Here is an 8,145-nt window from a genome sequence, read left to right on the forward strand (position 1 = left end):
ACCCCGCCCTCGTCTCCCATCCCCGACAACCCGAAGGGCGCTCAGCCACGCTGCGTGGCCGAGCGCCCTCCGAATTGCTGAAACGGGTCGGCTACCAGATGCTCACGCGCTGCTCGGGCGCGAGGTACATGCCGTCGGACTCCTCGACGCCGAACGTGTCGTGGAAGACCGTCATGTTCTTCACGACCTGGTTGCAGCGGAACTCCTCCGGCGAATGCGGGTCGATGCTCAGGCGGCGGATGCGCTCCTCGGTGCGCATCTTCGCCCGCCACGCCTTGGCCCACGCGGTGAAGAACGAGGCGGCCTCCTCCGGCGAGGGGGCGCGACCGAGTTCGAGTTCGAGGGCCTTCCACCCGATCGACAGACCGCCGAGGTCACCGATGTTCTCACCGACCGTGAGCGCGCCGTTGACGTGCTGTGAGGCCTCGAGCCCCGCGGGCACGAGCGCATCGTACTGGTCGATGAGCGCTGTCGTCCGCTCCTCGAAGCGCTCGCGGTCCTCGGCCGTCCACCAGTCGACGAGGTTGCCGTCGCCGTCGTAGCGCGAGCCCTGATCGTCGAAGCCGTGGCCGATCTCGTGGCCGATGACCGCGCCGATCGCCCCGAAGTTCGCCGCGACGTCACCGTCGGCGTCGAAGAACGGCGGCTGGAGGATCGCGGCGGGGAAGACGATCTCGTTCATCACCGGATGGTAGTACGCGTTGACCGTCTGCGGCGTCATCAGCCACTCGGTGCGGTCGATCTCCTTGCCGATGCGCCCCACCTGGCGGGCGTGCTCGGCGCGGGCGGCCCGCCGGACGTTGCCGACGAGGTCACCGGCGTCGACCGTCGCGGGGTAGTCGCGCCACACCTCGGGGTAGCCGACCTTCGGGGTGAACTTCGAGAGCTTGACGAGCGCGCGCTGCTTCGTCTCCTCGCTCATCCAGTCGAGCTCGGTGATCGACTTCTCGTACGCCTTGATGAGCATGGCGACGAGGTGGTCGATCGCCTCCTTCGCCGCCGGCGGGAACTCGGCGGCGACGTAGAGCTTGCCGACCGCCTCGCCGAGGAGGGACTCGACGAGCCCGACCCCGCGCTTCCAGCGCTCCCGGAGGGCAGGCGTGCCGGAAAGGGTGCGGGAGTTGAAGTCGAAGTCCTCCTCGACGATCTCGTCGGTGAGCAGCGCGGCGTTCGCCGAGAGCACCGACCAGCGCAGCCACGTCTTCAGGGTGTCGAGGTCGGTCTCAGCCCACACCGTGACCATGCCCTCGACGTACGAGGGCTGACCGATGATGACGGTCTCGAGCTCGCCGTCGGCATCGGCGGTCAGGGCGGACAGCCACGCATCGAAATCGAAACCCGGGCCGATCTCGCGCAGCTGGTCGACCGTGTACTTGTTGTAGGTCTTCTCCGCATCGCGCGTGGCCACTCGGTCCCAGTGGTGGCGGGCGAGTTCGGTCTCGAAGGCCATGATCTTCGCGGCCACCTCGGCGTCGGAGAGCCCTGCCGCGGTCCCGAGCCCGCCGAGCGCGGACATCTTCTGCACGTGCGCGAGGAACTTCGCGCGCACCTCGGCGAAGTCGTCGTTGAAGTAGTAGTCCTCATCGGGCAGGGAGATCCCGGCCTGGACGAGGTAGAGGGCGTAAATGTCGGAATCCTTCGCATCCGCGGTGACGTACCCGCCGAGCAGACCGCCGATGCCCTCGGTCTCGAGTCGGCCGAGGAGGTTCGCGAGCTCCGACTTCGATTCGGCGGCGTCGATCGCGGCGAACGTCGACTCGAGCGGGGTGACGCCGAGGCTGTTGATCCGCTCAAGGTCCATGAACGAGGTGAAGAGGTCGGCGACCTTCTGGCCTTCGGTGTCCGGCTCCTGCGGGGTGTCGGAGACGGACTCGATGATCTCGCGGACCTTCGTCTCCGCGGTGTCGAAGAGCTCGCGCATGGCACCGTCGCCTGCGCGATCGTCGGGGATGGTGAAGCTGTCGATCCAGCCGCCGTTGGTGTGGCGGAAGAGGTCGTCCTGCGGGCGGACGGAGCTCAGTTCGGCTGAGGCGGCGGCGTCCGAGGGCTCCGGATCGGCCGGTGCATTCGCAGTTTGTGATGTCATGGTGCAACAGTATCGTGACCGACGATGGGCATGGGCTGAGAAGTTCGCCGCGGGCCCGAGACCGCGGTGCCGTGGCGTCCGCGGGGCGATTGCGCCCATCGTGCCCGCTGAGAAGGAGGAGAAGTATGACCGCACCGTCCGTGGTGTTCGTGTGCACCGGGAACATCTGCCGCTCCGTGACCGCCGAACGCGTGCTCGAGCATCATCTCGAGGCCACCGGCGCCGAGGCGGTCGTCGACTCCGCCGGGATCAGCGACGAGGAGGACGGCAACCCGATCGATCCGCGGCAGGCGCGGGTGCTCGCGGCCGCCGGCTACCGCACCGACGACCACGTGGCCCGGCAGATCACGCCCGAGTGGCTGGCCGACCGGGACCTCGCCGTGGCGATGACCGCCCGCCATTATCGGGCGCTCGCAGCGATGATCGCCGACCTGCCCGCCGAGGTGCGTCCGGAGCTGCGGATGCTCCGCGAATTCGATCCGGAGGCCGGTGACGGACCCCGCCGAGGCGGCACCGGGGCCTCCCACGGAACCGGGCACCGCCTCGGCGAGGTGCCGGCTCCCGACGTCGCCGATCCGTGGTACGGGGGTCAATTGCAGGATTTCGAAGAAACTCTTGAGACAATGGAGAGGTCAGTGCCGGGAATCGCCGATCACCTGCACGCCAAGGCCGCGGAAACTCGGTGATCCCGCCGAGGGCCGCAGCGATGGTCCGATACTCCGACCGACCATGCGGTCGCCCACAAACCATGGCAAACGTTGAAGGAGAAACACGTATGACTCGCACACAGAGGTCTGCTCTCAGGCTCGTCTTCGCCGCGCTCGTCGTCGCCGCCATGAGCGTCTTCGCGGCCTCCCCGGCCAGTGCACACGACCAGCTGATCTCGACGAACCCCGAGGACGGGGCACAGCTCGACGAGCAGCCCAAGTGGCTCGAGATGGATTTCTCCGGTGAGATCCAGCAGGTCGGCACCGAGGTCAAGGTCATGGTCGACGGCACCGACGTCTCCGCAGGCGAGCTGACCACCGAAGGCAAGAAGCTGACCGTGGCGCTGCCCGACAACCTCAAGCCCGGGGCGTACAACGTCGTGTGGCGTGTCGTGTCCTCCGACGGCCACCCGATCTCCGGCGACTACTCCTTCACGATCGGCGACGCCGAGGGCGCCGGCGGCTCCGTCGAGCAGACGACGCAGGCCGGCCTCGGCGGCGCAGTCGTCGACAACCCCTCGGAGACCCCTGAGGAGCGCGGTCAGATCGGCGAATCGACGAGCGCTGACTCGGGCATGTCGATGCCGATGATCATCCTGCTCGCCGTCGGAGCGCTCGCGATCATCGTCATCGTCGTCCTCCTCATGCGCCGCAAGGCCCAGGGTCTGCCCGGCACGAAGAACGACGGAAACGGCACCGGCTCGGGTCAGTGAGCTGAGCCCGCCGCACCGCAGTTCCCCGGACGCATCGTCCGGGGAACTGCTGCATTCACCGGCAGATCCACCCGCAGCTCTTCCCTCGCCGAGGCGGCGGAACGGTCGTCGATCAAGGCGCAGTGCGGATAGCGGGCCGTGCACCGCCCGCTATCCGCACTCCGCCGTGATCCACGATGCGGACGGCGGTCGGACACTGGTGGCCGGTGCGCCGGATGGGTGGGGACGCGGGGTTCAGAGTCCGATCTGGGCGGCGATGCGGGTGCGGCGCTCGCCGCCGGCGATGACCTTCTCCCGTCGCGCCTCCCCGGATTCGGCCGCTGCCCTCCTGGCGGTCACCTCGGCGACGTCGAGGACGGCCTTGACCGAGGGAGTCGCCCATCCGGCCATCGCGATCTGCTGGACGTGCCCGGCGATCGCCGAGTTCCACGGTAGGGACGCCGACAGTTCGGGGAGCACCCCGGCGGCAGAGAGCAGTGCGATGATCGTGCCCGTGCGCGCATCCGGGCGCACGCGTCCCTCCATCACCGCCGCCAGCGTTTCGCACAGCTGCTCCTCGGGCTCGGGATCGACGACCCGCCACGACATCGTCGGGATGATGAAGAGGAACTTCGCGGTGTGCTGGGTGAGGATCCCGTGGTTGGAAAGCCGCACGAGGAGCACATCGTCGAGCCGCGGCAGCAGGACCGGGAGCACGTCGGCAAGCGGCCTAGCGTCCTGGCCGAGGAGCGCGATGACGTTGACGAACATCGGATCGTGGGGGCGCGGCACCTCGGTGGCGCGGATGAGCGGCGCATGCGGCTTCTCACCGGGGAGGACTTCGATGAACCCGGCCTCGATCATGTCGACGAGGAGACCGCCGGTGAGCACGCACTCGAGCGCCGGGGAGAGCTCCGGGATCTGCCCGCTCGGCGGCAGCAGGAGAAGCATGAGGTCCTCGGAGATGAGGAGGTCTGGGCGGGGCGATTCGGCAGTCATGGGCTCATCCTTGTCCGGAACGTCCCCGAAGCCGCGACGCGCCTTCCGCTGGGACACATTCCCTTGTCAGGCAGTGTAGCCCTCCGGCGTCGGAGAGTCAGTCGTCAGTCGCCACACGGAGGGCCTGACAGGACTCTTGCCGCCGACTTGTTTACTGTGTAAGGTGAAATTTCGTCCGGGTGGGATCAGAAATCCGGCAAATGCCGCATACCGCGATTACCTCATTTCATGACAGCGGTCAGTGCTGTCGTCTGCGACGAGTCCGAACCAGCGAAGGAGTGTCATTGTCATGCGCGCGATGAAAGTGCTCTCCATTCCCCACCGGCACCCGTACGTCGAGGCGATCACTGAGCACGCGGCGGTCACTCTGGTCCCTGCACCCCTTCCGGGCGGCGCCGATGCGCCTGCCGGGTACGCGCAATTCGATATGGACAATTGGATTTCCGGACAATTCGAGACATTCGATATCGTCCATGTGCATTTCGGATTCGAATTGGTTCCGCACGCAGTCCTGCGTCGCTTCGTCGACGACCTGCGCCGCCACGAGGTCCCGCTGCTCGTCACCGTTCACGACCTCGACAACCCCCAACTGCTGCCGGCCGGCCAGGCCGAATTCCATCGCCGCCTGGAGCTCCTCGTGCGCAGCGCAGCGCGCATCATCACGCTCACCCCCGGGGCGCAGGCGGAGATCGCCGACCGCTGGCACCTCGACGCCGAGGTCATCGCCCATCCGCCTCTGGGCAGTGGTCTGCCTGCGGGCAGAGAGGATGTCGGTAGTGATCGGGTCGGCACACCGGCGAGCGCGCCCGCGCGATTCGCGGTCGGAGTGCTCGTCAAGGATGCGCGGCCGAGTGTCGACCTCGACGGGATCGCCGCACTCGCACGGACGCTGCACCAAGATGACGAACTCCGGGAGGCCACGAGCCTCACAGTGCTCAGGCGGCCGGTGGTGCGCCAGGGCAGGGAGGCCGAGGTCGCGCGCCTGGCAGCTGTGCTCGCGGAGACGGGAATGCCTGCCCCGGTGGTCGCCGAGCGGATGAGCGACAGTGAGCTCGAACAGTGGCTGGCAGACCTCGACTGCCTCGTCCTTCCCTACAGTCACGGCACGCATTCGGGTCTGCTCGAACTCGCGAACGACCTCGGCACCATGGTGCTCCACTCACCCATCGGGCACCTGTCCGAGCAGCGGCCGGGGCAGAACATCTCCGTCGACTTCCACGACCGGTCCGCATTGACCGGCGCGCTGCGTCGGGCGGCGGAGCGACCGCCTCTGCGCCCGATCGCACCGGCAGCGCACCGCGCGGCGCTGGCCCGGGTGAGGAGCGCGCACACAGAGATCTACCGGGCCCTGGCGGCGATGAGCACAGCGGGGAGGGCAGGCGCATGAGGATCCTCGTCATCGCCGACTACCGGTACCCGCTGCGCGAACCGCTGCGAGGCGGACTGGAGACGCACGTGTGGACCCTCGTGCGCGAGCTCGAACGGCGCGGACACCACGTCACCCTTGCCGCGAAGTCCGGTTCCGACTTCCTGGAGAACTCGCCGCCGGAGCTCATCTATGACGACCTCGCCTGGCCTCCGGGCGCCCGCCGCAGCGACTCGTCGCTGCCGCGGGAGATCGAGGACCATCAGCGCGCCTCCCTCGAGGCGGTCATCGACTACCTCGCCGCCCATCCGACGCAGTTCGACGTTGTCCACAACCACGCCGTGAGTGCGCTGCCGCTGTCGCGCGCGGCCGCGCTCGACGTTCCCGTGTTCACCACGCTGCACACGCCCCCGCGCCTCGACCTCGTCAACACGATCGACCCCGCGCAGCGCGGCCGCGTCTTCACCGTCTCCGGCTACGCACAGGAGTCCTGGGCGAATGCCGGAGTCGACACCACGGTCGTGATGAACGGCGCCGATGCGACGGTCTGGCCGCTCGGTCCCGGCGGTGACCGCCTCTGCTGGTTCGGACGACTCGTCCCCGAGAAGTACCCGCATGTCGCAGTCGACGTCGCCAACCGCCTCGGCGCGAGACTCACGCTCATGGGGCCGGTCGGCGACCCGGACTACTTCGCCGACTACGTCGCACCGGCGATCGCCCGCTCGCACGGGCGGGTCGACTACCTCGGCTGCCTGAGTCAGCGGGAAACGGCGCACATCGTGGGAGGGAGCGCGGCTACATTGGTCACGCCGATGTGGAACGAGCCCTTCGGCCAGGTCGTCATCGAATCCCTGTTCTGCGGCACTCCCGTCGTCGCCCTCGATCGGGGAGCCTTCGGCAAGCTCTACCGCTCGGTGCCCGGGGTGACTCTCGTGCCGACGGCGATGTCGGACGACGAGCAGCTCGCGGCGATGGCCTCAGCCGCCCACGACGGTCTCCGGGCCGGGGGCGAGCGAGCAGGGATCGCCGCCCGGCGTCGCCTCCGGGACTACGCGGTATCTCACTTCAGCGTCAGCTCCGTCGCCGACACCCTGCTCGGGCACTTCGCCGCAGCGATCCGTGATCCCGAGCGGTTCGGGACCGTCTGGGAAGGGCGTGCGCCGGTCGATGAGGATGCCGTGGCCGCCACGACCTATGCCCGCACCGGAGCGGCCGGATGATCGGCTGGTACGTCCACCATCATGGGCACGGTCATCTGCGGCGGATGATCGCGGTGCTGCCGCATCTCGACGATGACGTCATCGTCTTCTCCTCACTGCCGCGGCCATCCGCTCTGCCGACGCCGCGATCGGGGAGCGTCACCTGGGTGCAGCTCGAGCCGGACACCGCGCCGGGAGTCGACCCCGCCGATCCCACCGCCGGCGGCAGTCTGCACTGGGTCCCGACGAACATCACGGGGCACGCGCAGAGACTGGCGACGATCGCCGGCTATGCCCCCGAGCTGACGGCCATGGTCGTCGACGTGTCGTGTGAGGTCGCGATGCTCTCGCGCCTCCTCGGCCTGCGGGTCGTCGTGGTCGCGCAGGCCGGAGAGCGCACCGACGTCGCACATCGGCGGTGCTTCGAACTCGCCGAGGCGATCATCGTGCCGCTGCCGGCTCCCACCGTGAGGACGGGTCAGGCGTATGCGGCGGCCGTTCCCCACGCCTTTCGGTTCTCGGCCACGACACGATTCACCGGCGGGATCTCAGCGACCCGACCGGTCCCGAGCGAGGGCGCGAGAGCGGGCTGTCTTCTCCTCGGCTCGCGCGGCGGCTCGACCCTCGACGGGGATGCGTTCGCGGCGCTGCGAGCGGGCAGTCGTCACTCGTGGTCTGCGGTCGGGCTCGACGATGCGACGTGGACCGCTGACATCCTTCCGCGGCTGCGAGCCGCGCGCGTGGTGCTCAGCAATGCAGGTCTCGGCGCGATCGCCGACGTGATGAGCGCCCGCACTCCGGCGATCTTCGTGCCCCAGACGCGCCCGTTCGGCGAACAGGACGCCAACGGTGTGCTGCTGCGAACGCTGGGGTTCCCCGTCCTCGCCGGCAGCGACGTCGGTCCGGATCTCGATGATGTGCTCGCCGAGGCGGCCGACCGTGAATTCCCCTGGGAGGCATGGCAGATCGGCGGGGCTGCGGAACGCGCGGCCGAGGTCATCGACGGAGTGTCCCAGCCCCCGACACGGGTCGCTGGGGGAGCGGGACGCTCGCTCGCCGCCCCGTCGGCTGCCTCACCGACCGGTCCGTCCACCCC

The 8,145-nt window shown here is 68.7% G+C and carries 7 protein-coding genes; 5 read left to right on the forward strand and 2 right to left on the reverse strand.

The annotated features are described in order from the left end of the window. Positions 1-91: 91 nt before the first annotated feature. A complete protein-coding gene (locus tag FFS20_RS17240; RefSeq protein ID WP_137827009.1) occupies positions 92-2,086 on the reverse strand; it encodes a M13-type metalloendopeptidase in 1,995 nt (664 codons plus the stop codon). 125 nt (positions 2,087-2,211) lie between these two features. Here FFS20_RS17240 and FFS20_RS17245 point away from each other — a divergent pair, with 125 nt between their 5' ends. Both FFS20_RS17245 and FFS20_RS17250 read left to right on the forward strand, forming a co-directional pair. Further along, complete coding sequence (locus FFS20_RS17245) at positions 2,212-2,772, forward strand: low molecular weight protein-tyrosine-phosphatase (RefSeq protein WP_137827010.1); 561 nt, start codon at positions 2,212-2,214, stop codon at positions 2,770-2,772. Positions 2,773-2,861: 89 nt separating this feature from the next. Beyond that, positions 2,862-3,506: a copper resistance protein CopC gene (locus FFS20_RS17250; protein ID WP_137827011.1), complete on the forward strand. Its 645-nt coding sequence runs from the start codon at positions 2,862-2,864 to the stop codon at positions 3,504-3,506. Positions 3,507-3,740: 234 nt separating this feature from the next. On the opposite strand, the gene FFS20_RS17255 is transcribed toward FFS20_RS17250, so the two are convergent. Next, complete coding sequence (locus FFS20_RS17255) at positions 3,741-4,484, reverse strand: GPP34 family phosphoprotein (protein ID WP_137827012.1); 744 nt, start codon at positions 4,482-4,484, stop codon at positions 3,741-3,743. 289 nt (positions 4,485-4,773) lie between these two features. On the opposite strand from FFS20_RS17255, the gene FFS20_RS17260 reads away from it, so the two are divergent. From FFS20_RS17260 to FFS20_RS17270, 3 genes are all read left to right on the forward strand, one after another. Beyond that, positions 4,774-5,871: a glycosyltransferase gene (locus tag FFS20_RS17260; protein WP_137827013.1), complete on the forward strand. Its 1,098-nt coding sequence runs from the start codon at positions 4,774-4,776 to the stop codon at positions 5,869-5,871. Continuing rightward, on the forward strand, positions 5,868-7,070 hold the full coding sequence (locus FFS20_RS17265; RefSeq protein ID WP_137827014.1) for a glycosyltransferase: 1,203 nt from the start codon (positions 5,868-5,870) through the stop codon (positions 7,068-7,070). The genes FFS20_RS17260 and FFS20_RS17265 overlap by 4 nt, the downstream gene beginning before the upstream one ends. Then, positions 7,067-8,145 (forward strand): glycosyltransferase (locus FFS20_RS17270; RefSeq protein WP_137827015.1); only part of this gene is annotated, 1,079 nt, incomplete at its 3' end. The genes FFS20_RS17265 and FFS20_RS17270, both read left to right, overlap by 4 nt.

Source organism: Brevibacterium sp. 2SA, assembly GCF_005502845.1.
GTDB lineage: Bacteria > Actinomycetota > Actinomycetes > Actinomycetales > Brevibacteriaceae > Brevibacterium.

Bases quoted from the DNA above. Each gene is read 5' to 3' on its own strand.
- FFS20_RS17255 (WP_137827012.1), bottom strand. From the start codon at position 4,484: ATGACTGCCGAATCGCCCCGCCCAGACCTCCTCATCTCCGAGGACCTC.
- FFS20_RS17250 (WP_137827011.1), top strand. From the start codon at position 2,862: ATGACTCGCACACAGAGGTCTGCTCTCAGGCTCGTCTTCGCCGCGCTC.
- FFS20_RS17245 (WP_137827010.1), top strand. From the start codon at position 2,212: ATGACCGCACCGTCCGTGGTGTTCGTGTGCACCGGGAACATCTGCCGC.
- FFS20_RS17240 (WP_137827009.1), bottom strand. From the start codon at position 2,086: ATGACATCACAAACTGCGAATGCACCGGCCGATCCGGAGCCCTCGGAC.
- FFS20_RS17260 (WP_137827013.1), top strand. From the start codon at position 4,774: ATGCGCGCGATGAAAGTGCTCTCCATTCCCCACCGGCACCCGTACGTC.
- FFS20_RS17265 (WP_137827014.1), top strand. From the start codon at position 5,868: ATGAGGATCCTCGTCATCGCCGACTACCGGTACCCGCTGCGCGAACCG.